Annotated in this window: 20 protein-coding genes; 14 read left to right on the top strand and 6 right to left on the bottom strand. The window is 54.2% G+C overall.

The features are described 5' to 3' along the window. The first annotated feature begins 133 nt into the window (after nucleotides 1-133). From SH287x_RS12655 to accC, 4 genes are all read left to right on the top strand, one after another. Nucleotides 134-2713 (top strand): MMPL family transporter, encoded by a 2580-nt coding sequence (locus SH287x_RS12655; RefSeq protein ID WP_479514678.1) that lies wholly within the window; start codon nucleotides 134-136, stop codon nucleotides 2711-2713. Between the two features lie 229 nt (nucleotides 2714-2942). Next, nucleotides 2943-4070, top strand: coding sequence for a M24 family metallopeptidase (locus SH287x_RS12650; RefSeq protein ID WP_479514677.1), 1128 nt, complete (start codon nucleotides 2943-2945; stop codon nucleotides 4068-4070). Nucleotides 4071-4583: 513 nt separating this feature from the next. Next, entirely contained in the window at nucleotides 4584-5081 is a 498-nt protein-coding gene (accB, locus tag SH287x_RS12645) for an acetyl-CoA carboxylase biotin carboxyl carrier protein (RefSeq protein WP_479514676.1), read from the top strand. Nucleotides 5082-5368: 287 nt separating this feature from the next. Next, nucleotides 5369-6715, top strand: coding sequence for an acetyl-CoA carboxylase biotin carboxylase subunit (gene accC, locus SH287x_RS12640; protein WP_479514675.1), 1347 nt, complete (start codon nucleotides 5369-5371; stop codon nucleotides 6713-6715). Nucleotides 6716-6747: 32 nt separating this feature from the next. On the opposite strand, the gene SH287x_RS12635 is transcribed toward accC, so the two are convergent. After that, nucleotides 6748-6894 carry a hypothetical protein gene (locus tag SH287x_RS12635; RefSeq protein ID WP_479514674.1) on the bottom strand — a complete coding sequence of 49 codons (147 nt, stop codon included), beginning with the start codon at nucleotides 6892-6894 and terminating at the stop codon, nucleotides 6748-6750. On the opposite strand from SH287x_RS12635, the gene SH287x_RS12630 reads away from it, so the two are divergent. The 3 genes from SH287x_RS12630 (at nucleotide 6893) to SH287x_RS12620 (ending at nucleotide 9076) form a co-directional block, all read left to right on the top strand. Continuing rightward, nucleotides 6893-7927 carry a 6-phosphofructokinase gene (locus tag SH287x_RS12630; RefSeq protein WP_479514673.1) on the top strand — a complete coding sequence of 345 codons (1035 nt, stop codon included), beginning with the start codon at nucleotides 6893-6895 and terminating at the stop codon, nucleotides 7925-7927. The genes SH287x_RS12635 and SH287x_RS12630 overlap by 2 nt on opposite strands. A gap of 124 nt (nucleotides 7928-8051) precedes the next feature. Continuing rightward, entirely contained in the window at nucleotides 8052-8864 is an 813-nt protein-coding gene (gene larB, locus SH287x_RS12625; RefSeq protein WP_479514672.1) for a nickel pincer cofactor biosynthesis protein LarB, read from the top strand. Then, entirely contained in the window at nucleotides 8864-9076 is a 213-nt protein-coding gene (locus SH287x_RS12620) for a hypothetical protein (protein ID WP_479514671.1), read from the top strand. Before larB ends, SH287x_RS12620 begins: the two co-directional genes overlap by 1 nt. A 95-nt stretch (nucleotides 9077-9171) precedes the next feature. On the opposite strand, the gene SH287x_RS12615 is transcribed toward SH287x_RS12620, so the two are convergent. Both SH287x_RS12615 and SH287x_RS12610 read right to left on the bottom strand, forming a co-directional pair. Next, nucleotides 9172-9648 carry a hypothetical protein gene (locus tag SH287x_RS12615; RefSeq protein ID WP_479514670.1) on the bottom strand — a complete coding sequence of 159 codons (477 nt, stop codon included), beginning with the start codon at nucleotides 9646-9648 and terminating at the stop codon, nucleotides 9172-9174. Between the two features lie 75 nt (nucleotides 9649-9723). Beyond that, the gene (locus SH287x_RS12610; protein ID WP_479514669.1) at nucleotides 9724-10689 is read right to left on the bottom strand and encodes a DUF1559 domain-containing protein; all 966 of its coding nucleotides are present in this window, start codon (nucleotides 10687-10689) and stop codon (nucleotides 9724-9726) included. Between the two features lie 201 nt (nucleotides 10690-10890). Between SH287x_RS12610 and SH287x_RS12605 the strand changes: the two genes are divergently transcribed. Together SH287x_RS12605 and SH287x_RS12600 are read left to right on the top strand one after the other, a co-directional pair. After that, nucleotides 10891-11037, top strand: coding sequence for a hypothetical protein (locus tag SH287x_RS12605; protein WP_479514668.1), 147 nt, complete (start codon nucleotides 10891-10893; stop codon nucleotides 11035-11037). Continuing rightward, nucleotides 11030-11560: a DUF2752 domain-containing protein gene (locus SH287x_RS12600; RefSeq protein WP_479514667.1), complete on the top strand. Its 531-nt coding sequence runs from the start codon at nucleotides 11030-11032 to the stop codon at nucleotides 11558-11560. Before SH287x_RS12605 ends, SH287x_RS12600 begins: the two co-directional genes overlap by 8 nt. Before the next feature lie 154 nt (nucleotides 11561-11714). Here SH287x_RS12600 and SH287x_RS12595 read toward each other — a convergent pair whose 3' ends face one another. Continuing rightward, a complete protein-coding gene (locus SH287x_RS12595) occupies nucleotides 11715-12296 on the bottom strand; it encodes an LOG family protein (RefSeq protein WP_479514666.1) in 582 nt (193 codons plus the stop codon). Nucleotides 12297-12504: 208 nt separating this feature from the next. Between SH287x_RS12595 and SH287x_RS12590 the strand changes: the two genes are divergently transcribed. Continuing rightward, the gene (locus SH287x_RS12590) at nucleotides 12505-14952 is read left to right on the top strand and encodes a hypothetical protein (protein ID WP_479514665.1); all 2448 of its coding nucleotides are present in this window, start codon (nucleotides 12505-12507) and stop codon (nucleotides 14950-14952) included. Nucleotides 14953-15061: 109 nt separating this feature from the next. Here SH287x_RS12590 and SH287x_RS12585 read toward each other — a convergent pair whose 3' ends face one another. Continuing rightward, the gene (locus SH287x_RS12585; protein ID WP_479514664.1) at nucleotides 15062-16528 is read right to left on the bottom strand and encodes a helix-turn-helix domain-containing protein; all 1467 of its coding nucleotides are present in this window, start codon (nucleotides 16526-16528) and stop codon (nucleotides 15062-15064) included. Nucleotides 16529-17114: 586 nt separating this feature from the next. On the opposite strand from SH287x_RS12585, the gene SH287x_RS12580 reads away from it, so the two are divergent. From SH287x_RS12580 to SH287x_RS12570, 3 genes are all read left to right on the top strand, one after another. Further along, on the top strand, nucleotides 17115-20090 hold the full coding sequence (locus SH287x_RS12580; RefSeq protein ID WP_479514663.1) for a hypothetical protein: 2976 nt from the start codon (nucleotides 17115-17117) through the stop codon (nucleotides 20088-20090). A gap of 218 nt (nucleotides 20091-20308) precedes the next feature. Further along, on the top strand, nucleotides 20309-21304 hold the full coding sequence (locus tag SH287x_RS12575; RefSeq protein WP_479514662.1) for a DUF6807 domain-containing protein: 996 nt from the start codon (nucleotides 20309-20311) through the stop codon (nucleotides 21302-21304). A 411-nt stretch (nucleotides 21305-21715) separates the two neighbouring features. Further along, nucleotides 21716-22297 (top strand): DUF309 domain-containing protein, encoded by a 582-nt coding sequence (locus SH287x_RS12570; RefSeq protein ID WP_479514661.1) that lies wholly within the window; start codon nucleotides 21716-21718, stop codon nucleotides 22295-22297. A 119-nt stretch (nucleotides 22298-22416) separates the two neighbouring features. On the opposite strand, the gene SH287x_RS12565 is transcribed toward SH287x_RS12570, so the two are convergent. After that, nucleotides 22417-23181: an AraC family transcriptional regulator gene (locus SH287x_RS12565; protein ID WP_479514660.1), complete on the bottom strand. Its 765-nt coding sequence runs from the start codon at nucleotides 23179-23181 to the stop codon at nucleotides 22417-22419. Nucleotides 23182-23283: 102 nt separating this feature from the next. Here SH287x_RS12565 and SH287x_RS12560 point away from each other — a divergent pair, with 102 nt between their 5' ends. Next, entirely contained in the window at nucleotides 23284-26553 is a 3270-nt protein-coding gene (locus tag SH287x_RS12560; protein ID WP_479514659.1) for a bifunctional proline dehydrogenase/L-glutamate gamma-semialdehyde dehydrogenase, read from the top strand. Nucleotides 26554-26741: the final 188 nt, after the last annotated feature.

Genomic DNA, 26741 nt, shown 5'->3' with positions numbered 1-26741 from the left:
TTGGTTTGACCCTCTTCAAGACGGGGGCTAACTTCATGAGCCATAAGTGATTGGCATTGCCGGGAATTGTCCGGATGTCTGTTGGCTTATTACTTTTTGAGTCCACTACCGCGTAGTCAACGAGACCGGCGATATGTTTCAAAGTCTCGGAATCTGGATCGCCCGCAGATGGCTCTTTGTCATCGTGGGTTGGTTCGCGCTTGTGGCAACCATGGCCGCTGTGGCCCCGCCCCTTGATGAAGTGATCACCACGGGCGAATTTGCGTTCCTGCCAAATTATTTCCCGAGTCGAGTCGCGGAAGATCTCTTCGCCAAAGCGTTTCCAAAAGATACTCAGCGCAGCCAGATCGTGCTGGTGATCCGCCGGGTCGGTGAGAATCGCGAACTGACCGAGCGCGACCTGCAATTTGTCGATGATGGGGTCGATATTGATGACCCGGAACAAGAGAACGAACTTCGGGAACTGCTTCTGAAGATCGCTGATCGTCACGGGGGGCTGGTTGGCAACCCGGATGATGAACCTGCGGAAAGTGGAGCAACGACAGAGACTCAGGAACCCGTAGCCAGTCCCGAAAAATCATCACATGTGATGGCCGACCTGAGGCGTGCTCCGTTGGGTCTGGGGAATTCGCAGATCACAGCCATCCGTACTTATCGTGATCCAAAAATCGGGCGGCTGCTGCGAAGTACCGATCAACAGGCCACTTTGGTGATGGTTGACCTCACTAAAGATTTCATGGATGCCTCGAATAAGAAGGTGGTCGGTGAAGTTGAAGCGTTGCTGACCAGCCGGGACTTTTTGAAGATTGTTCCCCCAGGACTGGATATCTCGCTCAGCGGCAATGCTGTTGTCGGACGCGACATGCTGGAAGCCGCGGACTCCAGTGCCAAAGCCACTGAACTGCTCACCGTGGTGCTGGTGGTTTTTCTGTTGATTGCGATTTATCGCGCCCCATTGCTGGCCATTATTCCACTGGTGACGGTGTTTGTCTCGGTGGAGCTTTCGTTGTGCGTACTGCGTCTGCTGGCTGACTATCGGTTTGTTGTTCTGTTCCAGGAAGTGAAGCCCTATGTCACGGTGCTGGTGTATGGAGCGGGCGTCGATTATTGCCTGTTCCTGATTGCCCGTTACAAGGAAGAACTGGATGCGGGTGTCAACTACGAAGACGCCATTTCCAATTCACTGGGCAAGGTGGGTGCTGCGATTACCGCCAGTGCGGGAACCGTCATCTGCGGCATCGCCATGATGATTTTCGCTCAGTTCGTCAAATTTCACCAGGCGGGGATCGCGATCTCCACGGGGCTGGTGATTGTTCTGATTGCGTCGTTGACACTGACACCGGCCTTGTTGCGAGCGGCGGGCGAGTGGGCGTTCTGGCCTCAAATGAAACGCGAACGTCCCTCTTCCAGTGCGGGTTGGCTACCGGCTGCCAGCCCCTTCAAGGCCATAACCGAAGCGATTGGCGTTAACCGCATCTGGACAAGATTGGGCCAGCTGATTCTTGATCGCCCTCTCACCATTCTGTTGGTCAGTGTGGCAGCGATGACGCCGTTTGCTGTCATTGGCGTGATCTTTTTCTCTCATCTGAGTTATGGCTTATTGTCAGATCTTCCGGCTCAATCTCCCAGTGTTCTTGGAACCAAAGCGGTTCAGGATCATTTTCCCGCAGGTGCCACCGGGCCTGTCACGATTCTGCTGAGAAATGACAACATTGATTTTACCCAGCGATCTTCAGAAAAGCCGGGAGGGATCGACCTGATCAAGGCGCTGACCATCGAACTGCGAAAGCATCTGGAAGTGGCCCAGTTGGCCGATATCCGTAGCCTTTCGCATCCGTTTGGTGGTGAGGAAAACCTGGATACGATCACGTCGGTGGCTCGTCGCAAGATTACGACGGATCGAGCTGTCAAATTTTATGTCAGCCAGGAGCCTGGCTTTGCAGGACATCTCACCCGGCTCGATATTACCACGACGAACGACCCCTTCGCCCGCGACAGCATTGATCAGCTGGGCCGTGTGGAGCAATTGATTCTCGACAACCTTCCTGCCGAACTGCGAGAAGGCACCAGAATTTACATTTCCGGTTCAACAGCCAGCATCCGCGATTTGAAGACCATTACCGACAGTGACCAGATTCGTATTGATCTGCTGGTCATTTCTGGTGTGTTTCTCATTTTGGTGGTCTTGCTGAGACAACCCGCGATTTGCCTTTATCTTGTGCTGACTGTGCTGTTCAGCTACCTGGCGACACTTGGCTTTACTTATGCCTTCTTCTGGGTGATTGAGCCGAACTTTTCGGGCCTGGATTGGAAGGTGCCCATGTTCCTCTTCACGATTTTGATAGCCGTTGGTGAGGACTACAACATCTTCCTGATGACACGCATTGAAGAAGAACAACGTGAATTCGGCCCAGTGCAGGGGGTTATTCAGGCGCTGTCTCGAACTGGCCGGATTATCTCCAGTTGCGGGATCATCATGGCGGGAACGTTCGCTTCGTTGATGGCGGGTTCGCTCAAAGGGATGACTCAACTGGGCTTTGCCCTGGCGTGCGGCGTGCTTCTGGACACCTTCGTGGTGCGCACCATTCTGGTTCCTGCTTATCTGGTGATGCTCAACAGCGGTCGCTTCGGTCGGCTGGGGCCATGGCTGGGAGCCAAGCAAGTGAGTTCAACTCATCTACCTGAAACACCGAACGCGACGATGCCAAACTGAAAGTGACAAGCTTACAGAGCTTCATTCCGAGTTGAGAAGTTCAGCAATGGGCAGTCAGCAGGCTGACATTCCAGCGAAAAACTTTAGCGATCTGACATGGCAAAGTGGGCGTTCCGCCAGCAGATGGCCCATTGAGCACTCTTGCTCAAATGCTGGCTACGTTTTTGAATCATGCTGATCTATACAACCTCAATTTCTTCCCCATTCATTAGTCGACGGAACATCGAGTATGGCGACAGATAAGCAGAATCGACCTGCACAGAATCGACCGGCCCAGCGGAGAAGCAAGCTTCTGACGAGTATCAAAAAGTTGGGGCTTCAGGGGCTGATGGTCACGAACCCCAAAAACGTGAGTTATCTGACAGGCTTTTCCGGTGAAGACAGCTACCTTGTCGTCACGCCTCAAAAGTGTGTGTTGCTGACCGACAGTCGATTTACCACCCAGATTCAGCAGGAGTGTCCAGACCTCGAATTTGAAACTCGCACGGCTCGCCTGCCGATGGCCGACCTGATCTCCAAAATTCTCATGGCCCAGGGAATGAGTTCCATTGGCTTTGAGATGAATCATGTGACGTTTGCGCAGCATCAAGACTGGTCATCCCGCTTGAAGACCATCACGTTCGTGCCAGTGACAGATCTGGTGGAACAATTGCGGGCGATTAAAGATGCCAGCGAAATCGAAGAAACCCGCCAGGCCATTCAAATGGCACAGCGGGGATTTGAAGTCATCAATTCGCTCTTTGTTCCTGAAATGTCGGAAGCAGAAATCGCTGCCGAACTGGAACACGCCATGCGGCGTTTTGGTGCGTATAAAGTGGCCTTTGATCCCATTGTGGCTGTTGGGCCGCGAGCGGCGCTGCCTCATGCCCGGGCAGGCCAAAGCTTATTGAATGAGGCGGGGTTCGTGCTGATTGACTGGGGTGCATCAACTCCCAAGGGATATAAAAGTGACCTGACGCGAGTCGTTGCCACTGGAAAAATTCCGGCCCAGATCGAGAAAGCCTATCGCGTGGTTCTTGAGGCACAGTTAGCTGCCATTGCACAGATACGTCCCGGACAAAGCTGTCTGGCTGTTGATACAGCCGCTCGCCAGGTCATTGAAAACGCAGGCTATGGGAAATACTTCGGACATGGTCTCGGGCATGGCCTGGGCCTGGATGTCCACGAAAATCCCCGCTTCAGCCCGATCTCTCAGGATGAGCTGAAAGTGGGGCACATTGTGACTGTGGAACCGGGCATTTACTTTCCAGATCTGGGCGGCATTCGGATCGAAGACGATGTCCTGGTCACCAGGGATGGCTGTGAAGTTTTATCAAACCTGCCCAAATCGTTTGAGGAATTCATGGCCCGACGTTAATTCATTCGCCAGAGATCTCGTTAATCGAAGATTACGAGGGCGCCAGTAGTCCCCTCTCCGGGAAAGCCGGAAAGCTTCTGAGAAATGTGCTCACAAGAACACGGCTTTTCAGAGGATGTGTTGACAGCCACTTGCTGATCGGCTTTTACTGCTGATGCAGAAAGCAGACTTGACGTCAACGTTTAGCGACGTAACTATCTGCCACTAAAACAATTAAGGAAGCCTGGCTCATTTGTGCCCCGCCGCAGGTTGGCTTGTGCAGAATTGATCTTTCCCATCGTTCAAGACGTTAAAAACGATTGTTTCACCCTCTATTCAAAGCCGGTTTGTGCTGGTGTACTGATCAGATAAGTGCGCGAGGCGGCTGTTCGATTGTGTTTCGACAGCCTGTCAGTTGCGAAGTTTGCTGCGATTGACGAAGGTAGGTGCACTTGGTCACTGTAATTTTTACCGATTCAATTCTCAGGCACGACGCCTGTTATCACTGAGTTTTCTCAACGAGGAACATTCGGGATGTCCGAAGCATCGCCAACGAGCGGAGAGCCGTTCGATTTACAAAAACTCCAGCAGCTGTTTGAGCTGATGGAAAAGCATGATCTCAGCGAAGTGAACCTGAAGAACGGGCCGGAGCATATCCGTCTGCGCCGCGGGTCTTCGGTTGTCACAATGGCTGCCCCAGCCCCGGTGTACGCTCCTGCAGCGGCGCCCGCAGCCCCGGTGGCTTCTGCACCCGCAGCAACGAGTCCCGCAGCAGTTCCTGCCGCAGAGGCTGGGCTGATTGAGATCAAAAGCCCAACCGTCGGAACCTTCTATACTTCGCCGACACCAGAAGATCCCACGTTCGTCAATGTGGGGTCAACAGTAGGCCCTCAGACGATCGTTTGCATCATTGAAGCCATGAAGGTCTTCAATCAGATTCCAGCGGAAGTCTCGGGAACCATTGCCGCCATTCTGGTAAAGAATGGTGAACCGGTCGAATTCGGTCAGCCTCTCTTCCGGGTACGCCCATAGTTGGGAGGAGAAGAGGGATCATCCCTCTTTGCTCCCACTCGTCAATTCAGGCGGTACTTTGAAAATGCTGAACCTCGTTGCCCCGTGAACATGAGTTCGCGGGGAGAAATCGTTCGTGGATGCCGATGTCACGCAAGTTCGCCGACATGCGTGAGGCCACAAATCGATGATGGGAAGTCGGCCAGTTGTTCGCTCCGTGGGATGTTCGCTCCTTAGGATCTTCCCTCAATGACCTGTGCCTGGTGACACCCGTGTCAACCAGCCCCTGCAAGTGGATTCGATCTGCCATGTTTCAACGGATATTGGTGGCCAACCGCGGTGAAATTGCCCTGCGGATCATCCGCGCCTGTCGCGAAATGGGTATCCAGACCGTGGCCGTTTTCAGTGAAGCTGATCGCCATGCTGACTATATCCGCCTGGCTGATGAGGCTTACTGCATCGGGCCGGCTCAATCGGCCAACAGCTATCTGCTGATCAACCGCATTATCAGCGCAGCAGAAGTTGGCAATGTCCAGGCCATACACCCCGGTTATGGTTTTCTTTCCGAGAACGAGCACTTCGCCAAAGTGTGCCGCAGCTGTAACATCGAGTTCATTGGCCCGCCTCACGAAGCCATGGCCAAGTTGGGTGATAAAGTCACCGCGAAGGAAATTGCCAAAGCCGCCAAGGTCAATCTGGTTCCCGGCAGCGACGGATTGGTCGAATCTGAAGAAGTCGCGATCAGCATTGCCAATAAGATTGGCTATCCCGTCTTGATCAAAGCGACAGCCGGCGGTGGTGGCAAGGGAATGCGCGTGGCCCGGAATGACATCACGCTGAAAGCTGGCTTGAAGCAAGCCGCGATGGAAGCGGAAAAGGCATTCAATAACGCTGGTGTCTATCTCGAAAAATACATCGAAAATCCCCGCCATGTGGAAGTTCAGATTCTGGCTGATCAGCACGGCGAAGTGCTCCACTTGTGGGAACGTGACTGTTCGACACAGCGTCGTCACCAGAAGATGATTGAAGAGTCACCCGCTCCAAACCTGCCACAAAATGTGCGGGAAGAACTCTGTAAGGCTGCCGTGCGACTGGTAAAAACCGCCGGCTATACCAACGCGGGGACGTGCGAGTTCATCGTCGACAAAGATAACAACTTCTACTTCATTGAAGTGAATGCCCGTATTCAGGTGGAACACCCCGTGACCGAACAGGTGACGGGATTGGATCTCATCAAACAGCAGATTCGCGTGGCGGCGAATGAACCATTAGGGATCAAGCAGAAACAGATTTCCTGCAACGGTCATGCGATTGAAGTGCGCATTAACGCCGAAGATCCAGACAATGACTTCCGTGGTTCACCGGGAAAGATCACCAAGCTTCGCATTCCGGGAGGCCATGGTGTCCGCTGGGATTCACACGTCCACGAAGGCTATGTGATTCCCCCTTACTATGATTCCATGATCGGCAAGCTGATTGTCCATAAACCCACACGCACCGAAGCGATTGCCTGCATGAAGCGCTGCCTGGATGAACTGGTGCTCGAAGGGGTCAAGACAACGATTCCGCTGCTCAAGCGAATCTTTAATCACTCCGCCTTCGTCGAAGGCAAGATGTACACGACGTTTGTTGAGCAGGAATTGATCGGACGCTAAAGACTCTCTTGGTGACCGATTTCTTGCTGATGTTAAGGCCCTGGCGATGACGATTTTTCTTCAGTCACCACGACCTGAGCGAGACTGAGACTTGCGGGAACAACGAGACAGTCTGTTTCCCAACTCATCCCCATGACACCCACCCATTGAACAACTCCAGAAGAGACAGGCCAGACCATGAAAGTTGGAATCCTTACCGGCGGCGGTGACTGCCCAGGTTTGAATGCCGTGATTCGTGGAGCGGTGCGTGTGATTGGCAACGCGGGCGGTGAAGTCGTGGGCCTCCTTCGCGGATGGCGTGGCGCCATTGATGGAAATGCGACGCCACTCACACTCGAAAACACCGAAGACATTCTCTGGAAAGGGGGGACGGTTCTCGGTTCTTCCCGAACCAACCCTTACAAAAATCCAGACGACATCAAAAAGCTGCTCGCCAGCTTCGAGCGTCTGGGGCTTGACGCACTCATCGCGATTGGCGGCGATGACACGCTGGGCGTGGCCAACAAGCTTTATAATGATTACAAACTTAACACGATTGGCTGCCCCAAGACCATCGACAACGATCTCTCCTGCACCGATGTGACCTTTGGATTTGATACGTCGATCAACATCTGCATGGAAGCCATCGACCGATTACGAACCACCGCAGAATCGCATCAGCGAATTGTGGTTGTCGAGACAATGGGGCGGCATGCGGGCTGGATTGCCTGTGAAGCGGGGATGGCTGGTTCCGCAGACTACATCCTTGTTCCCGAGGTCAAGGTCGATGTCGAAGCCATGTGCCATGTCCTCAAGAAGCGTCGTGAAGCTGGCAAAATGTGGGGCATTGTGGTGGCCAGCGAAGGGGCTGTGATCGCTCCCGAAGAAGGCTATGTGACTTCCAACGCAAAAGTCGATGATTTCGGCCACGTCAGCCTGGGAGGCGTCGGCGAACTGGTCTCTTCCATCATTGAAAAGCGTACCGGGATTGAAACCCGCCATGTGGTGCTCGGGCATCTTCAACGTGGGGGCACACCGACGGCTTACGACCGTGTTCTGGGAACGCGATTAGGGATTGGTGCCGGTCGGCTGGTGCTCTCGAAGAAGTTTGGCCGGATGGTCGCGCTGCAAGGGACATCCGTGGTCGATGTCGCCCTGCAGGATGCCGTGGGTAAGCTGAAGACGCTTGACCCGGCTTTCTATCAGGATGCGACGGAGTTCTTCACGGTTTAAATTGCAAACGGTTTGTCGCCGGCCAAGCTGAATCATGTGTTGGTGCATGACGTTCACTTGATGCACCCGACCGCATACCGAGGGTCAACAAAGCCGTCGTGTACCGAAAGAGCCTGTGTGATTCATGTCGACCGATCGTCCAGAAGCCGCCTCCGAAGGATCGTTGAATACTTCAAGCGTCTGGCAACTTCTGTTGGACTGGCGCACGGGGCAGGTTTCTGACCATCAATTGTCCAGCCAGCTTCCATTGCTGGAGCAACTGGCGGTGCAACCGGGTGGCGAACTCAAATTGGATCTGGGACGTGCCGCGCGATGCGGCGTCCCCGAAGTGGTCTATGGCCCCGGCAAACGCCCTGATCATCTGATTTCTGCGTTTGAAACTCTGGCGGATCATGGTCAACCAGCTTTCGCCACGCGGCTGACTCCCGATCAGGCCGAAGCGTTAGTGATGGCATTTCCTTCCTGTCAGGTGAACAGCGTTGCGCGGACGGCCGCTTTGGGATCGTTGCCGCGACACGGGCGGACGGTCTGTGTGATTACCGCAGGAACGAGTGACCGAACGGTGGCTGAAGAAGCGGCTGAGACGGCTCGCTGGCTGGGCGCTGAAGTCGATTTACTGCTGGATGTGGGCGTCGCTGGCCCGCAACGATTGCTGGCAGAAGTGGCCCGCATTCAGAAAGCGGCAGCGATTGTTGTTGTCGCAGGGATGGAAGCGGCCTTGCCGTCAGTCGTTGCAGGCTGGTGTGCGGTGCCCGTGGTTTCCGTTCCCGTCAGTGTGGGTTATGGAGCCAACTTTGGCGGATTGGCCGCCTTGCTGTCGATGCTCAACAGTTGTGCGGCCAACGTGACGGTGGTCAACATTGATGCCGGCTTTAAGGGTGGCTATATCGCAGGCTTGATTGCCCGCGGGCCAGCTTCTCTTGAGGTAACAGCCTGATGGATGACCGTGCGCCAGAACCCGTTCGTCCCGTTCTCACCACTGGCGACTGGTTAATCTGTTTGTTTTGCCAGCTGGGTGGAATCCTGATTGGCGCATCCCGTTGTGCGGTGGGAAGATGGCGATCGGGAATCGCCATGATCGTGATCAGTCTGGGAATGGCCCTGGCGTGGAATGTGATCTTCGTGCTGATTCAAAGCTGGAGTCGTTAAATCGACTTCCCCATCTTTGACGAGTTGGTAGGGCAGGCCCCCGCCTGCCTTCCTGAATTGTGTCTGGAAAGGCAGGCGGGAGCCTGCCCTACTGGCTACTCCAGTTCAATGGAAATCTCATTGCTTCCGTCTTTGATTGTCTGTCGCAAAGGGGATTTGAGCGGAGACGCATACTTCTGCGGGAGGAGCGATTTTGAAAGATCTTTTCCCAGCATCCGCGTCGTGTAGGCATCGGGTGCTTCGCCAGGTTTCTGCTGAAAGGCAGGGTCGGCTTTGGTGACAATCACAACATGCTCGCCCACAACGGCACCATCGTTGGGGTTGAATGTTGTCAGAGTGAATTTTCCCTGCGCATCGGTAACACCGGATGCTGCTCGTGGTGCCCCTGGAGCCATAAAGCTCACGGATGCCCCTTCGACAGGCTGACCCTTCAGCTTCAGAACCCCGCTCACAGGAGTTGTTTTCGGACGCCCTTCAGTTCCTGAGGAGCAGCCGACAGCGGAAAGGGAGATCAAGGTCGCAGCCAACGTTCCTCGTAATAATACGCGAGAACAGGAGGTATGAAATGGCATGGGGAGGCTTATCCAGCAGCGAGAAATCAGCTTCATATCCAGTCAACAGGCAGGCCCGAGTTTCACTCCAGTGAATTAGAATTCACCGACCGGTTGGCCATCACGGCGATCACCCAGTCGTTGATAATTCGTGTAGTCGATGTTTTCACTGATGAAACGCACGGCACCGTCAGCCAACAAAAAGTGGGCGCCCCCCGTGTGTTGAGATTTGAAAGCGATAGCAGTGGCGCGATCATTCAGGCCATCACAGCCTGGGCCTAAACCATCCCCTGGCGCATCACAAGTTTTGTAGTTAATGGGGCCTGTGGTCGCCGCCCATAGAGCGGATGTATCCCACCATCCGCGATTCGTATGGTCAGAGCACATGGGACGAATTTCGCCCATAGCAATCGTGTTGCTGGTTCCGTCAGTGATATCACGAATTGAGGCAGCCCAGGCTTCCATAGCAAATAAGCCTGAGACACCGTTACCGGTGTTTGTGAAAGGCTCTGAGCCTGCCCAGCCGAACGGATTCCCGGGATATGCATCGCAGTTTATCATTCGCTGTGCTCCCACACTTGGCGAATAACAGCTCAGTGCGGTTCCATCGCTAGGTTTGCGCCCACCAGTTGATTCCGAAGGGCACACATAGGCGGGCATCATTGTCCTTTGTACAAGAGCCAGATTGGCACCAGTATGAAGGTCGACATTAAAGTCAATCTTTCCATAAAGTGGCCCTTGATCAATAAACGGAAGAAGCTTGACCAACACGCTTCCCTTGCGGTGATCACCCGCCACCCACGCTCGCGCGATGTTGGCGGGCGTGGTTGTGGAAATGCCGCCACTGATGGGGAACTGGTTGTAATTGTCGTGGTAGTTGTGAAGCGCAAGACCAAGCTGCTTCAGGTTGTTGCGGCATTGTGTCCGGCGGGCCGCTTCTCGGGCCTGTTGAACAGCGGGAAGCAACAAGGCGATCAAAATAGCAATAATGGCAATGACCACCAGCAGTTCAATCAACGTGAAAGCGGAACGACAACGCAACGAATTCCGGCAGCCAAGCATAAGTAGAATTCCCTAGGGAAGCACGTCAAGAGGACGAATAATGAGGAGAATCACCATCAGGATATGCCTTGATATTGATGTTGGCAAGTCGATCCACTCTGTTAAAACAAGATTTACTCCCATTTTGCACCACGGTATTCCTCATAAAACGGCAACGTGACAGTCAAGCCGAATGCGGTGAATTTGTCTGGAACGCATGGCATGATTTACCAAAGTGAAATTTACCGCTGGAGCGTCCTGCAGATGCCTGCACCAAAAAGCGAAGACCTTCGCGGTGAGGTGGATGCCGGGCTGACATCACTTTTGCCAAACGTCAGAAACGCGATTCGAGACCATCTCTTTGGATAAGGTCAAGCCCCCCTTATTGACCGATAGTGTCATTCTGTTTTGCAGTCTGATTCTGCTGGCCAGTGTGCCATTTCTTCGGGTGGGTGAAGTTGCGTCATGGGACGGCCATCCTCATCCGGACGCAGGGCGTGTGTTGGTGGTACTCCCGGCCGGGATCTGGCCTGCTAATCGTGCTAACCAGCAGGCTTCAGAAAAAAACGCAGAGTGGCTGGTGCCGCATTTGTGCCTGTCGCGCGGGCTGTTCAATGTCGATTGCCCCGGTTGTGGACTGACAAGAAGCACATTGCAGACATTACAGGGAAATTGGACAGCGGGGCTTGAGCATCACCGGTGGGGGTGGCTGGTCGCCCTGATCCTGATTTTGCAGATCCCTTATCGCAGCTTGAAACTCGCTGGAAATCCCTTTCTCCGACAGGAAGCGACTCACCAATTCCTGGCCCATGCCTGGAATTACGGATTACCACTGGTCGCATTTCTGACCATTCTGGAGTGGATCATCCGCACAGCCTGGCACCAGTCCTGAGACTCTTTCCAGAAATCCACGGCGCGTTGAGGGATGCATAAGGCATGCTTGCTCTGAGCCGCATGGCACACCAAGCACCGTTAAATCCTGCGATCCATATTAAGCCCCACGTCACTGATCAAACGCGATATTTCAAATATCGACAGGGGTGGTCTTACAGTTCATCAGTGACCATCCACTTCTTCATCTGAGGTTCCACAGGAAGGGTCAGCAGAGTCATGAGTTCTTCCGGATGAGAGGCCACACGAAGCAATTGGCGATGCTCGGCCCTGATAAATCCTTCGGTCATGAGTAACTCGATCTGTGCGATCAGCGGGTTGAAAAAGCCACGTGTGTTCAGCAACGTCACGGGTTTGTCATGCAGACCCAGTTGCGTCCAGGTGACCGCTTCCATGAGTTCTTCAAATGTTCCATAACCACCGGGGAGAGCCGCAAATGCGTCGGACAATTCCACCATTTTCTGCTTACGGGAGTGCATGGAATCGGTCACGAATATCTGGCTGCAATCGGCCTTAAGAATCTCTCGCGTGGCGAGAAACTCCGGGATAACCCCAGTCACTTCTCCACCAGCAGCCAGTACCGCACCAGCCAGAATTCCCATCATTCCGACCGAACCGCCACCATATACGAGACTCCAGCCCTGCTGCACCATGCATCGTGATAAGTCACGGGCAGCCGAGGCATAATCGGGATGAAAACCGGGATTCGACCCGCAATAAACACACAATCGGGGCATGCAGACATTCCTGAGGCTTTGTCATTCTCTCGTACAGGTGACCAGTCGCAAACTGATCGCATTGTCAAGAATGAGGTCTTTTACCGAGAGATTTGAGGGGCCATTTGACCAGACTTGCAGGAAGTATGGCTGACGTGAGATTGTGGGACATTATCAATCCGGCGACCAGATCGATTAACTCGCTTCATTCTTCACGGTGATGGCCCAGATGTCTCGGAAGCATTCTCCACTCTCGATAAAACCTGTGGCTCCCTCGCCGGTATCGCCAATGAATTCCAATGATCCCCAGTCCCATGGATTGTGGAACAACCGAGGCTGGCTGACGCTGGTCTGGGTGGTGCTGGCAACCATGGTGTTTTATCTCGGCGGGCTGGCCAACAACGGGAGCGTCTCACGACTTGACTACTGGACACTGCTGCCGTTTCAACTATTGGATCTGGTCGACCCGCCCCAGTCTTCCCGCCTGCCACACGGAATGTATTACCTTCTGGAGCGGTTCTATTATTCCCTGCTGTCCGCTTTTCTGATCGTGGGATCAGCCGGCTGGGGGTGGTTGGCGATGCTGGTTTCGGCTCGAAAACTCCGAGAGTCAACCTTGTCTGAAGAAGCCACAGTTCCTTCAGAGTCGTCCGAACAACTTGGCACCGAGCTATTCTTTGCCATCTCGCTGGGGTTGGCATTCACATCAACATTCACGCTGCTGGTGGGACTGGCGGGATGGCTCTCAACGGGAGTTATCACAGGCTGGCTACTCCCCGGCTGTGTTCTGGCTTTTATCGGACTAAAATCAGGCAAAACGATCCTGATCAGTAGAGCGGGCCACACGATCAAAGAGGCCTGGCAGACACGTGATGGCTGGACGCTAGCTGCCTGGTTGGCAATGGGTTTGTTCCTCTGTTCCCTCTGGCTGGGCGGGATTTCTCCTTCGACCGATTTCGATGTCAAAGAATATCATCTGGGTGGCCCCAAGGAGTATTTCCTTGCAGGGCGGATCGAGTTCCTGCCGCACAATGTCTATACAAGCTTCCCGTTCTTGACCGAGATGCTGTCACTGGCGGCGATGACACTTGTGGGTGACTGGCTGACAGGAAGTTATGTCGCCACGCTGACCTTGTCATTCTTTGGGCCACTGACAGCGCTGGGACTCTGGAGTCTCTGCCAGAGATGGTCAGTTCCTGCTGCCAACTGGGCGGCTTTCCTCTGGTTGACGTTGCCATGGACATATCGCCTCTCGACAATTGCCTATGTCGAAGAGGCCTTTTCCTGCTTCTTATTGGCAACCTTCTTTGCCGCCATGCGAGCGACAGAGCCACGTCATGAAAGTGACGCGGTGGTACTTCCCCGCTGGAGCCTGCCGATTGATGGTACAAATGGCTGGTGGTGGTTGGCAGGTCTTGCTGCGGGTGCTGCCTTTGGCTGCAAATACCCGGCTCTCCTCTTTGTGGTGGCACCGGTGGGTCTGTTTTCCCTTTCAGGACTCATCGTTCGCCAAGAGTCTTCTCTAATGTCGAAACCATGGCGACAACGATTAGTACCGGCGATCTTCTTTTCGGCAGGAGTTCTGCTGCTGGCTGGGCCATGGCTGGCTAAGAATCTCTGGCAGACGGGTAACCCGGTCTATCCGCTGCTCTATTCGATTTTTGGAGGAGTCGATTGGAACGCCCAACTCAACGAAAAGTGGAGACGAGGGCACGCGCCGCCGCATTTCTCTCCGATTGCCATCATAACCGACGTTTATGAGATTCTTGTCCGGAGCGACTGGCAAAGCGGATTGATCCTGCTCGGCCTCCCTTTGGCATGGCTGGTGCCTGTCCAGGACAAGACCAGCGGGGCTTCGTCCGGCATCAATCGGCTTTTCAAAATCACATTGTTATATCTCGGGTGGTTTTATCTCGGATGGTGGCTGCTGACTCATCGAATTGATCGTTTCTGGGCGCCGATGCTTCCCCTATTGACCATCCTTGCCAGCGTGGGACTTGCCCGGTTGCAGATGAGCCTGCGGCCGTCGTTTCGCTACGCCCTTTACAGTCTGGTGGCTGCGTCAATTCTCTTTAATTTTTCGATCAACACAGGCCCTGTGGGGAACTACAACGCCGGGCTAACTCAACTGCGTGCTGCGAGTGAATTCACCGCCCGGTTGACATGTCCGGAAATCGCCGCGATCAATCAGGCGATCGATGAGGGTTCATTACCCAACGACATTCGCGTGTTGATGGTGGGGGAAGCGGAGATTTTCGATGCGCGGTTCGCGTTGAAATACAACACGGTCTTCGACCTCTCCCTCATTGAAGAGTGGTGCACCAATCCCGACGGTGCCTGGAAAAGCGAAGCCGAGATTCGCGAGAAGCTGACTCAGGAAGGAATCACGCACCTGTTCGTCAACTGGCGGGAAATCCTGCGTTACCGAACCAGCTATGGCTACACCGATTTCGTCAATCCCGAGTTATTTCAGAAGCTGCAACAGATGAAGCTGATCGGCGAATCTCTCCCTTGGCCGGAAGGGCTGGGAATGGTTGATGCGTCTCAACTACAGCCTCACGATCGAAACATCATCCAGAAGTGGGCGCCCGAACTGCTTCAGACACGGGACAAAAAAGAAGTGCTCATTACGTCAGAACTCTTCCAGATTTTGCCGCCTCAAGTCATGTCAAACTGAAACCAAAGTCAGGGATCACTCTGGCCTTCTGTGACATGGCACACAGTGAACATGATACACATGCAGGCCAGATTAACAGACAGATCGCCATTTCAAGTCGTGAGGCACGTTACTTGAAGAAATCGCCGATCATCTCCACGATCCCGCCGCTGTAAACCGCCGTCTGACCCTGTGACCAGATGACGCGCATCAAGTCGGCAGCCACCATAGCGCCGATCACCAGCGTCAGTGTGGAGCAGGCCAAGAGCGAAAAGGTTCCCGCTCCCCACTCTTTTTCCTGAGGGGAAAAATGCCGCACTCCTGTCGCAGACATTCCAACGGCGCTGGCTCCTTCAACAAATGAGCCTTCCATTTCATCTTCATCAGCATCGGCGAAGATGTCATCACTGTCATCGTCAGCATCACTGAAGGTGACGGCATCGTCATCGTCATCGAGTTCTGCCACAGAGCCGTCGCTCAATGACGCGAACTCATCATCGTCGTCCTCAAATGACGCCGCCTTGCCACGGATCATCGTTGGCTGAACACCATCGAGATCTTCGTCATCGTCAAAGAGCAGGACGTCGGCCTCGGTCTGGTCGTGCTTGCGTGATCCGCTTCCACTTTTCAGCCCCGGCACATCGTCATCATCCGGCAGCGAAAGCTCGAAGGCGGTGCTTGAGACCGTCTCTTCGGCGTCATCGTCCAGGATCATCATGGGGGCCGTCAGATCGAGATCATCGCTTCCTTTTTGAGAAGGCCCTTTGCTTTTTGATGAAGAATCCCCTGCCAGCTTTGGCGTGGAATCCATGGCCAGAGTGAACTGTTCAGCTTCTGTCTGTTGTTCGAGTTTTCGTGAGCCACGACTTCCCGGCTTGGGCTTTTCGAGAAGAATCCCACTGTCTGCAGGTCGGCCCAGTTCAATGCCGCTGTTGCCTCCCAATCGCAGAGCGCTATCGCCGGCAAGAAACAGGCTATCTCCTTCGTCATCGTCGAGAATGGCCGAACCGCCAAAGTCTGTTGACTCGCCAAAATCCCCGACCAGCGCCACATCACTGTCGCTGCCCGGGCGAAGCGTATCGGCACCGCCGACCAGACGCACATCACTGTCTGTTCCTGGCGAACGAGTCAGCTTGACATCGCTGTCAGAAAGTGACAGGCGGACATCGCTATCCGAGTCTGGGCGTCCCACCAGTTTGACATCACTGTCAGAACCGGGCTTTGATGCCAGACGGACGTCGCTATCAGAAGGAGGAGCCAACCGAATGTCCGGATCTGTTTTCGCTTCGTCGGCACCGCGACCGAACGCCGGCCCGATCAACCGGACATCGCTATCCGAGTTTGAGCCTCCTTTGCGAGTCGACGGCTTGTCTTCGTCAAAGACATGATCATCGTCGTCTGGCAGCAGGTTGACATCCGGATCGGAGTCAATCTGCCGTCGGCGCAAGGCTTCTTCGATATCCTCTGACCGGAATTTCCAGTTGCCTCGGTCGGCAAATCCGCGCAAATCGCCCTTCTCACGCATCCGGCCGACATCTTCCGGACGCATGCCGAGCATTTGAGCTGCTTCTTCGAGGCTGAGATATTTCTTCGCCATTACGGTTTCACCCTGGTCGCCGATTGATCGTCACGAACCATTTCAATAATTCGCAACAACCCCTACATCTTGCCCCACACATCTTGCCTTAGATCGGCCAGCGCAGCACTAAAACCACTGCCTGCACCAACGAATCTTGTGTAAAGATCGTGGGCGATCCTGCCCTGACCCTTACACCCGGCACATGCCATGCAACCCCTCATTCACAACATGGAGACATCATATGGCTCTTGAGGCGGCATTCTTTCCCCAATCAATTTTCTCCATCCTGAGGGGCTAATAACAAGGAGAATTTCGGAGCCATTGATGAAAACGGAGCAATCACTTTCCAGATACCGGCCTGAAAACGTTTCATTTGAGTGACTTCGCCATTGGCCGTTTTTTCCGAAAAACTGGAAGTGAGTCAAAATATTCGTGTTTTTTCTACAAAAAACGAACATAACTTCAGGGTTTGGACTTAGGTTTGCTCGATTCCGTCTTTCACTTAAAGAAGATTTCTGGTATTTCCTTCATCCAGCGCGGGAGTTTGGCCCAGTAGTGCCGGCTCGCAGTGCACGATGCACTTCGCGGTTGAGGAATGGAATCCATGCCAGCCGGACTCTGGAAAATCGCTGCCCTGACGGTTGTCGTGGGGACTTGCTCACTGGTTGTTGTGAATGTCTATGGACAGCTCACCCAGCTTCACCACTTGAAACAGCCTCTTTCAGTGGATGAAAACCTCTCAGAAGCCGCCTTGGCCGAATTGTCTGAGGAAAACTTGGCCCCGTCTTCAAGTCTTGGCTCAAGTCTTGAATCAGCAGTGGTGGGCTTACCTGCCACAAATTCTCCCTTGGCTAATAGTCTGCCTGCAGTCGCTGGTTCACCAACGTCGCCAAAAGGGCTTGATTTCCGGCTTGTTGCCACCGACTTGCCGCAACTGGCAGATGATCAATCTGCAAGTCAGCCCAACGAAACTTCCGAATTTTCCCGGCTGGCACTCAATGACGCGCAGCCAATTGTGCGCAGTCAGTCCCCCACTCTGGCGACAGATTCATCTGATACCAACGAATCCACTCCACCTTTGAGCCTGCCGCTTCCCGACAATTCTGAGCCAAAAGTGCGGGAGAATCAGTCACTTTGGTCTCAGCCCCTGCCACAAGACTCCGCCTCACATGAGTCCTCGTTGCCCACACCTCCTGCGTTACCTGATTTGAGTAGTCTCGCCGGGCAGGAACCTGCTCGACTGGAGACTCCAACGGCCAAGCCCGTCGCTAAAAAGACGACCACCAAAGGGACGATCCAGCAGACCGCTGCCACGCAAAACGATGACCCTTTTGCGGATGCGTTTCCTGCGGATCTTCCAGCCGTTGGTGCCCCCGCAGCGAATCCAACCAATGTGAATCCAACCAATGTGAATCCAACCAATGTTCCCAAGCCCGACATGACGCCTTATCGCCGGCCTGCACCGGCAGCAACATCAACCCCTGCGTCAACCACGAACGATGATCCCTTCGGTCTTGACCTGCCGGCCCAACAACCTGCACCTGCCCAGCAACCTGTACCAGTTCAGCGACCCACACCGCCGAGCCGTTCAGATTTCGAGATGGCGCCGCGGTCTCCCGTTGCTGATACACCCGTGACAGATTCCGGCAGTCTGGAAATTCAACTGGGGCTGCCCTCTCGACTGGACAACCAGGAAACGCCACGTCCTTCGTCAGCGCCGCCCAGACGAGCTTTGCCTCCGGTTGATCGTGAGGAGCCAGCGTTTGGCAATCTTCCAACTCTTCCGGCAACTGGTGACTCCAGAAACGTCCCGTCCCGAGACTTCCCGGCCAATGAATTTCCCGGATCAGAGGCCATGCCTCGCGATTCTCAACGTCCACCTGTCAATAGCCCGTCAGGCAACAACGCCCCGTCTCGACGACTGGAAATTGATCCACTACAGAATGACCCACAGCAGAATGATCCGTTTGGGGAAATTCCCGCTCGAAATCAGCCACCAGTTCGAGATCGCCAGCCAATGGCTGAACCCGAGATCCGTTCACGAAATGGGCAGCCGGAACCAGATGCTCCCTGGGGAACACCAGAGAATCCCCTCGCCCGTCCCGCCAATCCTGTGGTTGGAAACACTCCGCTTCCTTCACCTTCAGTAACGCCTCCCGTAGCCGAACTTCCGGCTCGTGCCGTCGAACAGCCACGAGTGACGATTGAAAAGCAGGCTCCCGCCAGCGCCCTGCTGGGGCAGTCGCTCATTTATACTGTTGTGGTGAAAAATGAAGGAACCGTCGCGGCTCGACAAGTCGTTGTCGAAGACCGTATCCCTAAGGGGACTCAATTGACGGGGACATCTCCTCGTGCAGAAATCAATGAGAAACGCTTGATCTGGAAGCTGGGGACATTAGCTCCCGGTGAGTCCCGCACCATTCAGATTCGCGTGACACCGGTCGAAGAAGGGCCGATTGGCAGCGTGGCTCGCGTCAGTTTTGTCGCTGAAGTGGCGGCGGAAATCGTGGTCGCTGCGGCAGAACTGGATGTGCAGAGTGATATCCCTTCGGAAGCTTCAATGGGTCAGCCTTTCAACATGGTTTTCCATGTCAGAAACATTGGAAAAACCCTTGCGAAAGATGTGATCGTTCGTGACTTACTTCCTGAATCGATTCAACACCCTGCTGGTCGCGATGTGGAATACCTGGTTGGTGATCTCCAGCCGGGCGAATCGCATGATGTGACCCTGAATGTGGTTCCTGTGAGTGTCGGACGGGCCACCAATGCTTTAACAGTGCTGGCTCAAGGCATGCGGCCTGTTGAACAGAAGCGGGATGTTATGATTGCAGGATCGGGCCTGGCTGTCACACAGCAGGTTCCGACCCGTGCGATTGTCGGTCGGCCCGCTCGCTTTGATAACGTCGTACAGAACCAGGGGGCATCTCCATTACGGCGCGTTCGCGTCAGTGAAGTGGTTCCCGCTGGTTTCGAGTTCACTGAAGCCACTGATGGGGGAACTTATGATCCTGCCACCCGGACTGTGCATTGGGAAATTAACGAACTTCTTCCCGGTCGATCGCAGACGGTCAGTTCACGACTCACTCCCCGGCAAGCGGGTGACTCACCGGGTTCAGTGATGGTGGCCAGTGCAGAAGGAGCCAAAGCCACTGTTGAGACCGTCGCTCGTGCCGAAGGCCTTCCGGGTCTGACGATCGTGCCGATGGATGACCAGAAGCTGATTGCCGTCGGTGAGCGGGTGCTGTCGCGCATGGTGGTGAAAAATCGCGGTTCCGCAGCGGCGACCGGTGTCGCGCTGGCGATTGATATTCCCCCAGGTTTGAAGCTGATCAACGTTGATGGCCCGGTCAAGCATACCGTGCAAGGCTCACGCCTGATTTTTGAGGTTCCCGGTGCCATTGCCCCTGGTACTGAACTGGCCTTTGAAGTGGAAATTGAGGCTTCTCGTGAGGGAGCCAATCCGATTGGAGTTCAGGTGGTAGCCGAGCACATGCTTCGCCCGCTGCATCGCGATGATGTGATTCAAGTGATTACAGACGCTGCCCCGACGACCAGTTCTGCCAGTTCGATCCGGCGATAATCTCTGTAGGTATGTTCAATCGGCATGAATGCTCTTAATGGTGTTTTCTGGTCTGATGTGATGTCTTACGGCATGCAATGAGTCCCGTTTATGGGTAGACTACACGCCTGCTGGCAAGTCTCCCTGGCTTCACGGCTGCGCATCATCGAGATGTTGTTGCCCAGCTTGAGGACACATGCAGAGCAATCACACTCGACGAATCCCAGGGAAACCACACGATGCAGCACATCACACAGACATTCAACGCCTTTACCCGGCTGGTTCTCCCCGCCGTTTTAGTGGCTCTCTCGCTGACGGGAAGCGCCTTTGCCGGCTTTGCATGGAAGACCAATGTCGCTGACACGGAAACCGATCTCACGTTTGATGGTCAGCCCGTGCTCCGCTACATGCATGCTTATGATCCCTCGACTCCTGAAAAAAATGCTGAGACCTATAAAGTCTTTCATCATGTCTTTGGCCCAGGGACTGGCGACCTGATCACAAAAGGGGCGGGCGGGACATTCCCCCATCATCGGGGTCTGTATGTTGCCTGGAACAAAACGCAGACGGAAAATGGTTCCTATGATTTCTGGCACTGCACCAAAGGGGCACACCAGCGGCATATCAAGTTTCTCAAGCAGGAAGCCGATGACAATCACGCCACTGCCACAGTTGAAATTCATTGGGAAGACGAGAAGAACAATCCTGTGGTTCGCGAAGAACGCACCGTCACAGTGACCAAGCTTCCCCTGGATGGCGGTAAATTTGGCTGGCAGATCGACTGGTCAACCGTCTTGAATTCGGAACGTGGCAAGATTCGCCTGACGGGTGACCGTCAGCATGCTGGTTTTCAGTTTCGTGCTCCGCAATCGGTCGCTGATGCGAACTCGGCCCGCTACATCCGTCCTGCAGGTTTTCCTCAGCAGTCAGAAGCTGTCCAGGAAAGTGACGGCCCCGCAGAACCCAAGCACGCCAATCTCAACTGGTGTGCAATGACGTTCCCCGTAGGAGAAAACAAGTACACCGTCACCTACTTTGAAGATCCCAACCTGCCCAAGCCCAGCCGATTTTCAGAACGTCCTTACGGCCGGTTTGGTGCGTTTTTTGAAACAGATCTTTTGCCAGAACAGCCTCTAAAAATGACCTACCGCGTTCTGGTCTTTCCCAATGCGGATCAGACGTCTGAGTCATTGCAGAAGGCTTATGATCAGTTTGTGACTTCGCTCAAGAAGTAATCACTGACCCAAAGTTTTTCCGGATTGAGATCATCTCGATCACAAATCTCATGCGGCGGTTCTGGTCACCAAGGTGTTAAAAACCTCGAGTGACCGGGTCTGCCGCATGTGCTTTTAGAGGTGAATATCGTGGAACACGATTCAACCATCATGTCTTTACGACGGGTTTCATGACCAGAAGGTCAATTCCATTTAATCCGTGCTGTCGTCGTAAACACCCCTGTTTATCTGGTCTCAGCTAATTCAGAAATCAAACTTCGCGACAACTGGTCGACATTTTGATAGACTGAAGTGGCTCTGCTGGTAGACTTTTCTCTGGCGGAGCAAACTTCGTTTCTATCCGCTGGACTTTTGTCTTCCGGATTTTTTTATTTGTTGGTGTTGTCGAAAATGCAGCTGAGGAATGGTCACATGGTTTTTGAAAAGGGGATGCTTGATCTTTCACAGAACGCGCCCCGGCTCCTCCCCTCGACGGAACTCCCTGCCTACACATACATTCCGGGAACGGATGCACCGCATCCTTATCGTGATCCTCGCGGCCACAGTTACCAGAAGCGTCATCCCCCTTCCCGTCCATTAGTTGCTGCCTCATGGGCTGAAAACCGCAACTATCTGCTGGCCATGGATTATTTTAATTATGGCTACTACTGGGAATCTCATGAGGAATGGGAACGCCTGTGGCGTGTCTCAACGCCTGATTCTCTCGTTGGTCGCTTCCTAAAGGGCTTGGTGAAGCTGGCAGCGGCCGGAGTGAAAGTTCGCGAGAACAGCATTCACGGTGTCCGCCGGCATTCTGCCTCTGCCGGTGAAATTTTTGCTGACGTGGCGGCTGAAGTCGACGCAGAGTTCTTCTGCGGACTGGAGTTTACCGTGCTGCAGTTCGCTTCTGACCGAGCGGCGCAGTTGGGTTTCCGCGAGAAGGTGGTCGGTTCAGTCCCCATGCGGATTTTCCCGTTTGTGCTGATTCCTGAACCAATGCCGCTGGCTGGATAGTGCCGTGTCTCGGCTTTATCTTGGGGTTTCATGCGTCGTCACGTCCTCCGATGTCGGACTTGACTACATGTTCAACCCCGCTTTTAAGCTTTGACAATACGCTAGATCGGTTTCCGGGTTTAACCGGTCAGCTCTCGAAAGATCTTTCGGTATTCTCCGGGGGTGGTTCCTGTTGCTTCACGGAATTGCCGGCTGAATGACGCTTGATCATAGAAGCCGCAGTCGACGGCAATCTCTTTAAGAGAATGCTTTGTATCTCTTAAAGCCGTTGCCGCCGACTCGATGCGATTTTTTGTCAGAAGTTGCCGCGGGCTTAGGCCTGTCAGGTCGCGAATGCGGCGTTCAAACTGACTGACAGACAAATTCGCCAGCCCGGCAAGCTGCATCACTTTCACGGGATCAGCAAAGTCTCGCTGTAGAATCTCCAGCGTCTTGGCCAGCGGGTCAAGTTTGGCGCCCTGCTCGGCAGGAGTCGAGAGATCCCGCGAGATCCCCGCCAGCGCAATGATTTTGCCACTGGCGTCTCTGACTGCCATCTTCTGTGACATGAACCAACCGATGGCTCCATCCGGGCGTGTCACCATTTCCATGCGATTCTGCACCGCGATTCCAGAGGATAGAACCGCGTCATCCTGTTGTTCATAGCCCGCAGCCAGGGCCGCTGGAAACAACCCCGAGGCGCTTCTTCCAATGAGATCACCCCGAGACTTCAGGCCAGTGGCCCGGACAAAAGCCGTATTGGCGGCAATGTAATGCCGTTCGCGATCTTTGACACAAAACAGGACATCATTGATGGCATCAAAGAGCGCTTCAGCCACATCCAGCCCCGGCGCTGCCTTAAAGATTTCTTTGCGGGAGCGTTGAACTTCTCGTGGCGGAGGCATCGCAACATCCCGAAATTTGATGTTCCATCATTGTATAAACTCAGCATTTGGCTGAAGGAATTCTGACACGACCAGCTTGCGATGTCGAGATAAGATTTCCGCATGCAAACACTCCCCCCCAGCACACTTTCACCCGCTCCTTCACGCTCTGCGATCACTCCTGAAAAAGTGATTCATCGAGCCAAAACACTGCTGATGCAGGCTCAGGCCGTGCAGACAGCCGAAGAACGAAAATCGGCTGAGAACGTCGCTGGCATGGTGAATGACGCTCCCGGAAAAGCGTTCACGCTGGCCATGGTTGATCATGTGTTTCGTAGTCAAGATCCGCGTCAGCAGGCACGCCGCTGGCGTCAGGTGATTCAGACTTATGGGATCCCCGCCTATCTTCCCTGGTTTGATCGTATGTTGCTGCGATTGGGAAGTTATGCCAGCGGAATTGCTCCTGGCTTCGTCATGCCACAGGTGGCGGCTCGTCTGAGAAAAGACAGTTCATCCGTCATTCTCAATGCAGAATGGCAGCCTCTGGTCAATCATCTGGAGACCCGGCGCAGGCAGGGTTTTCGCTGCAATTTGAACCACCTGGGGGAAGCCGTTCTTGGCGAAGAAGAGGCTCGGCACCGTTTTCAATTCCTGCTTGAGTGCCTGAAGAATCCTCAGATCAATTATGTTTCGGTCAAAATCAGTGCAATTTTCAGCCAGATCCATGTGCCGGCCTGGGAGCAGACCACACAAGAAATCATTGATCGTCTGCGGGTGATCTATCGAACCGCAATGTCCGGTGGAAAGTTTGTCAATCTCGATATGGAAGAGTATCGAGACTTGGCGCTCACGCTCAATGCGTTTCAACGAGTGCTGGACGAACCTGAGTTTCAGCATTTGACGGCAGGGATTGTTCTTCAAGCCTATTTGCCTGACTCATGGGCTGCCCAGCAAACATTGACCGACTGGGCACGAAAACGAGTGGCCAATGGCGGGGCAGAAATCAAAATCCGGCTGGTGAAAGGGGCCAATCTGGCCATGGAGCAGGTGGAAGCCGAACAGCATGGGTGGCCTGTGGCTCCTTATCCTACCAAGGCTGATACTGACGCCAATTACCGCCGAATGCTGGAATTTGGCTGTCGTCCGGAAAATGCCGTCGCCGTTCGGTTGGGAGTTGCGACCCATAATATCTTCGATGTGGCGCTGGCTCTGGAACTCAGGGAGTTCTTTGGAACAGAGCAGCGTGTCGAACTGGAGATGCTGGAAGGGATGGCCAATCATCAGGCACGAGCCGTTCGTGACGCCGCGAACGGTGTGCTGCTCTATTCCCCAGCGGTTCACAAAGAGAACTTCTTCGGTGCCATGTCGTATCTGGTACGGCGGTTAGATGAGAACACGGCTCCCGAGAATTTCCTGCGGGTGGCTTTTGCTCTGAAACCTGGCACACCCGATTGGAACGAGCAATGCCGCCGGTTTGAAGAAGGCTGGGAAAATCGGACAACAGTCAGCAGCCAGTCGCGACGGGGAACCCCTCTCCAACAGACGGGCAACACTCCTGCTTTCGATAACGAGCCTGACACCGACTGGACACAGCTTTCTGCAAGAACAGCATTGTACAACGCAATCAGCAGTTGGGTTCCCGCAGCACTACCTCCGCTCGCTTCATTGAATGAAGTCTTAGAAACAGCCCGCACGGCACAAGTGAGTTGGAGCCGTACAAGTCTTGAACAGCGTAAAGCGGTCTTGCGCTCTGTTGCCGATGTCATGTCACGTGACCGTTATCAGACCGTGGCATGCCTGCAAGCTGACGGCAACAAAGCCGTGGTGGATGGCGACGCAGAAGTCTCGGAAGCGATTGACTTTGCCCGGTACTATGCCGAGGAATATCACGTCCCGAATTCGTTGTTGGCTGAACCGTTGGGAGTGGTTGTGGTGACTCCTCCCTGGAACTTCCCGTATGCGATTCCTGCGGGGGGCGTTCTGGCGGCGTTGCTGACCGGCAACAGTGTCATTTTGAAGCCTGCCCCTGAAACTATCGCCACGGCTTATCTGCTGGCCCGCCAACTCTGGGAAGCCGGTGTTCCTCAAGACGTTCTCCAATTTTATCCTTGCCAGGATGGAGAAACGGGCAAGGCGCTGATCACCGATCCTCGCGTGAATGTTGTTGTGCTGACCGGCGGTTGGGATACTGCGGCAATGTTCCGGAAGTGGCGTCCGTCATTGCAGTTATTCGCTGAGACCAGCGGCAAAAACGCGATGATCATTACGGCACAGTCCGATCGTGAACTGGCGATCAAGGATCTTGTGAAATCGGCTTTTGGACATGCGGGCCAGAAGTGTTCCGCAGCGAGCCTTGCGATTGTTGAAGCGGAAGTCTACGACTCTCCCGATTTCCGCCGTCAATTACATGATGCCGCCGCCAGCCTGAGGGTGGGATCATCCATGGATCTGCAAAGTTTTGTGACGCCGTTGATTCGCCCGGCAGGCCAGGCACTTTCCAAAGCTCTGACCACGCTGGATCCCGGTGAAGAATGGCTCCTAAAGCCTCAGCAGAATGAAACCGAGCCTTGCCAATGGTCGCCCGGCATCAAGCTGGGAGTTCGCCATGGGTCGTGGTTCCATCAGACCGAATGTTTTGGCCCGGTTCTGGGGATCATGCGATATGAAACTTTGCAAGAAGCGGTCGAATGGCAAAACGCCACCCCCTATGGGCTGACCGCTGGGCTGCATTCACTGGAGCAGGAGGAACAAAACTGGTGGCGCGAGCATGTTCAGGCGGGGAATCTTTATATTAATCGCCCGACGACGGGCGCCATTGTTCGTCGGCAGCCTTTTGGCGGCTGGAAACGTTCCAGTATTGGGCCAGGCTCCAAGGCCGGCGGCCCCAACTATCCTCGAATGTTCACGCGGCTCACTGATCGTCAAACGGGAGTCAGCCTCGAAGAGGTGAAGCAAAGCTATCTGGCCGCCTGGAACAATCACTTTAATCTGGAACATGACCCGAGTGCATTAATCAGTGAGTCTAATGTCTTTCGCTATCGCCCCAGCCGTGGTGTCATTCTGCGGATCCCCGCAGGATTTGAAGAAGCCGCTGCTCGAGCCAACATTGCCGCAGAAATCGTGGGAGTTCCTCTGGTCATCAGTCGTGCTGATCAGGAGACCGAGGCACAACTCATTCAGCGATTGCCGGAACTGGCGGGACGGGCTGAGTTTCTGAGAACGCTGGCTCCTGTGACTGACGATTTGCTGAAAGCCGCCACGAACCTGGGTCTGAACTGGATCGACGCTCCTGTCACCGCTGAAGGACGGACAGAACTCGGCTTCTGGCTCCGCGAGCAAAGCGTCACTCAGACAAAGCATCGTTATGGATTGGTCTCTGTTGATCAGCGATGACTTTGTTGGGAGTTGTGGGTTGGCAGTTGATAGTTGGCTTAAGATTTTTGCTTTTGGTGGATAGCTCCCCATTGAAAGTGAAGTCCACTTCATCTCATGGATCGTGGCGTTTGGCGGCAGTTTTATTCCGGGCGGGGTTGTGCCAGTTGAGTCGCGCAGGGCGTGGGACTTTTCATTCTCACAGCCCT

This window comes from Planctopirus sp. SH287 (assembly GCF_056500625.1).
This window is presented reverse-complemented; position numbering and strand designations above follow the sequence as displayed.

What these genes read in the sequence shown, in the direction of transcription:
- SH287x_RS12655 (WP_479514678.1), top strand. Translation starts at nt 134, where the DNA reads ATGTTTCAAAGTCTCGGAATCTGGATCGCCCGCAGATGGCTCTTTGTC.
- SH287x_RS12650 (WP_479514677.1), top strand. Translation starts at nt 2,943, where the DNA reads ATGGCGACAGATAAGCAGAATCGACCTGCACAGAATCGACCGGCCCAG.
- accB (WP_479514676.1), top strand. Translation starts at nt 4,584, where the DNA reads ATGTCCGAAGCATCGCCAACGAGCGGAGAGCCGTTCGATTTACAAAAA.
- accC (WP_479514675.1), top strand. Translation starts at nt 5,369, where the DNA reads ATGTTTCAACGGATATTGGTGGCCAACCGCGGTGAAATTGCCCTGCGG.
- SH287x_RS12630 (WP_479514673.1), top strand. Translation starts at nt 6,893, where the DNA reads ATGAAAGTTGGAATCCTTACCGGCGGCGGTGACTGCCCAGGTTTGAAT.
- SH287x_RS12635 (WP_479514674.1), bottom strand. Translation starts at nt 6,894, where the DNA reads ATGGTCTGGCCTGTCTCTTCTGGAGTTGTTCAATGGGTGGGTGTCATG.
- larB (WP_479514672.1), top strand. Translation starts at nt 8,052, where the DNA reads ATGTCGACCGATCGTCCAGAAGCCGCCTCCGAAGGATCGTTGAATACT.
- SH287x_RS12620 (WP_479514671.1), top strand. Translation starts at nt 8,864, where the DNA reads ATGGATGACCGTGCGCCAGAACCCGTTCGTCCCGTTCTCACCACTGGC.
- SH287x_RS12615 (WP_479514670.1), bottom strand. Translation starts at nt 9,648, where the DNA reads ATGCCATTTCATACCTCCTGTTCTCGCGTATTATTACGAGGAACGTTG.
- SH287x_RS12610 (WP_479514669.1), bottom strand. Translation starts at nt 10,689, where the DNA reads ATGCTTGGCTGCCGGAATTCGTTGCGTTGTCGTTCCGCTTTCACGTTG.
- SH287x_RS12605 (WP_479514668.1), top strand. Translation starts at nt 10,891, where the DNA reads ATGATTTACCAAAGTGAAATTTACCGCTGGAGCGTCCTGCAGATGCCT.
- SH287x_RS12595 (WP_479514666.1), bottom strand. Translation starts at nt 12,296, where the DNA reads ATGCCCCGATTGTGTGTTTATTGCGGGTCGAATCCCGGTTTTCATCCC.
- SH287x_RS12590 (WP_479514665.1), top strand. Translation starts at nt 12,505, where the DNA reads ATGTCTCGGAAGCATTCTCCACTCTCGATAAAACCTGTGGCTCCCTCG.
- SH287x_RS12585 (WP_479514664.1), bottom strand. Translation starts at nt 16,528, where the DNA reads ATGGCGAAGAAATATCTCAGCCTCGAAGAAGCAGCTCAAATGCTCGGC.
- SH287x_RS12580 (WP_479514663.1), top strand. Translation starts at nt 17,115, where the DNA reads ATGCCAGCCGGACTCTGGAAAATCGCTGCCCTGACGGTTGTCGTGGGG.
- SH287x_RS12575 (WP_479514662.1), top strand. Translation starts at nt 20,309, where the DNA reads ATGCAGCACATCACACAGACATTCAACGCCTTTACCCGGCTGGTTCTC.
- SH287x_RS12570 (WP_479514661.1), top strand. Translation starts at nt 21,716, where the DNA reads ATGGTTTTTGAAAAGGGGATGCTTGATCTTTCACAGAACGCGCCCCGG.
- SH287x_RS12565 (WP_479514660.1), bottom strand. Translation starts at nt 23,181, where the DNA reads ATGCCTCCGCCACGAGAAGTTCAACGCTCCCGCAAAGAAATCTTTAAG.
- SH287x_RS12560 (WP_479514659.1), top strand. Translation starts at nt 23,284, where the DNA reads ATGCAAACACTCCCCCCCAGCACACTTTCACCCGCTCCTTCACGCTCT.